The organism is Polaribacter sp. ALD11 (genome assembly GCF_002831685.1).
GTDB lineage: Bacteria > Bacteroidota > Bacteroidia > Flavobacteriales > Flavobacteriaceae > Polaribacter.
The window spans coordinates 22,501-25,000 of record NZ_CP025119.1; the positions used below are offsets into that span (position 1 = coordinate 22,501).

Genomic DNA, 2,500 nt, shown 5'->3' on the forward strand with positions numbered 1-2,500 from the left:
CTCCCGCTAGCAATAGCGGGAGAGACACACTCTTTTTATTTGACAATTTAGATATTATTTTACCATATGTTAATTTATACGGTTGAACCTGGTTCAACTGAAAATCTTAGGGTGGTTATAGCATTGGGGCTCACCTCTTCCCATCTCGAACAGAGAAGTTAAGCCCAATCGCGCCGATGGTACTGCATTTATGTGGGAGAGTAGGTCGCCGCCTTTCTTAATTCTGATACAATCAGAATTCTACAAACCTCATATCTTACGATATGAGGTTTTTTTATGAAAAATAATTAGAACTTGTTAGAATTGTAAGCAGCCTGTGGGGTATTTTTAAAACATAAGGTCTGGTTTAAATTAGATGTAAGTGTTACAATAAAAAATTTGAATATTTCTCATGCCTTTAAATTGTGCTCTAAAAGCTTTAATTTTCGCATTAAAAGATTCTGCTGACGCATTTGTGCTTCTATTATAAAAATAGTTGAAATAAATAGACGTTGTTTAAGTAATACTATTGAACTTTTAGGTATGCAAGTAATGTGATTATTTACATAATTTTTAAATGAATTATTGTAAATATATTATTTTAAGGAGTTCTACAATAATAGATTTTATAGTTAATCAAGTTCTGATGTTTGTCTGTTTATGAAGAAGTGCTAAAGTTTTAAATAGAGAAGTAAATATATTGTCAATGTATTTAGGTCGTTATTTGTTTAAATTCTTATTAATTTAATAAGACAACATATCAAATACCTTTGTATTTTGAGTTTAAAATATTTTTTATTTGTATTCAAGAATCTTTTATTTGTAAATTAAAAATAAATGATACTTTTTGAAATAATTAGATATCTTCAATTCCTGGTATTCGAATCCAGAATGGGTTTTAAAGAAGATTATTTCCTAGAGAAAAAGAAATTTATTTTCTGAGTTAACATATACAAAAAGCAGATTTTTTTTAAAACTTATTAAGTAATACTTTAAATCAGAAAAAAAGATAAAATATTTTTATTAGCTAAATAACTCAATACAATACTCTTATCTATTTATTGTAAAATAAACAAGAAATAAGTGTTAATAAATGGTTGAGATATTAAAAATGTATTGTAAGTTTGCACCCGCTAACAGCAATAGTGTTTTGTTAGTTTCGTTCATTGATAGGTTGTTTGGAGATTCTTTAATTACTGATTAAAAAGGTGTTAAAGAGTTGTTTTAGTTAAGAGAAAAAAACATTTATTTTTTCTTGTCAGGTTTAAATTAAGTTTTATATTTGCAGCCGCTAAGCGAAACAGTAAAAGATCAAAGAGATTTTGGTAATGGCATTGACTTGTCAGTTAGTTCGATTCTAACGTTTCTACAAATTAGGATTTACAACGAGTGTTTTTATGCATGAGTGCGATACCCTAAAGAAGTTCATTGAAAATATTGAAATTGACAGCGTAAACAAAGAGTAGAATAACCACATTAGTTAAATAATGTAAATTCTTTTGAAACTTATTCATTAACATATTTAAAATATACAATGAAGAGTTTGATCCTGGCTCAGGATGAACGCTAGCGGCAGGCTTAACACATGCAAGTCGAGGGGTAACATTGTAGCTTGCTACAGATGACGACCGGCGCACGGGTGCGTAACGCGTATAGAACCTACCTTTTACAGGGGAATAGCCTTTAGAAATGAAGATTAATGCCCCATAGTATTGAGAGATCGCATGATTTTTTAATTAAAGATTTATCGGTAAAAGATGGCTATGCGTCCTATTAGTTAGTTGGTAAGGTAACGGCTTACCAAGACATCGATAGGTAGGGGTCCTGAGAGGGAGATCCCCCACACTGGTACTGAGACACGGACCAGACTCCTACGGGAGGCAGCAGTGAGGAATATTGGACAATGGAGGAGACTCTGATCCAGCCATGCCGCGTGTAGGAAGAATGCCCTATGGGTTGTAAACTACTTTTATACAGGAAGAAACACTAGTATGTATACTAGCTTGACGGTACTGTAAGAATAAGGACCGGCTAACTCCGTGCCAGCAGCCGCGGTAATACGGAGGGTCCAAGCGTTATCCGGAATCATTGGGTTTAAAGGGTCCGCAGGCGGTCAATTAAGTCAGAGGTGAAATCCCATAGCTTAACTATGGAACTGCCTTTGATACTGGTTGACTTGAGTCATATGGAAGTAGATAGAATGTGTAGTGTAGCGGTGAAATGCATAGATATTACACAGAATACCGATTGCGAAGGCAGTCTACTACGTATGTACTGACGCTGAGGGACGAAAGCGTGGGGAGCGAACAGGATTAGATACCCTGGTAGTCCACGCCGTAAACGATGGATACTAGTTGTTGGGATTTATCTCAGTGACTAAGCGAAAGTGATAAGTATCCCACCTGGGGAGTACGGTCGCAAGACTGAAACTCAAAGGAATTGACGGGGGCCCGCACAAGCGGTGGAGCATGTGGTTTAATTCGATGATACGCGAGGAACCTTACCAGGGCTTAAATGTAGT

1 protein-coding gene and 2 rRNA genes (1 of these 3 cut by a window edge) are annotated in these 2,500 nt (G+C 35.1%); 2 read left to right on the plus strand and 1 reads right to left on the minus strand.

Features of this window, described 5'->3' with window-relative positions:
- Positions 1 to 107 precede the first annotated feature (107 nt).
- Positions 108 to 217: ribosomal RNA gene (rrf, locus tag CW731_RS00105) — 5S ribosomal RNA — on the plus strand.
- 134 nt (positions 218 to 351) lie between these two features.
- Here rrf and CW731_RS15495 read toward each other — a convergent pair.
- Positions 352 to 486, minus strand: a complete 135-nt coding sequence (locus tag CW731_RS15495) for a transposase (RefSeq protein ID WP_232734745.1) — start codon at positions 484 to 486, stop codon at positions 352 to 354.
- Positions 487 to 1,510: 1,024 nt separating this feature from the next.
- Here CW731_RS15495 and CW731_RS00110 point away from each other — a divergent pair.
- A 16S ribosomal RNA gene (locus CW731_RS00110) occupies positions 1,511 to 2,500 on the plus strand (it continues 530 nt past the right edge of the window).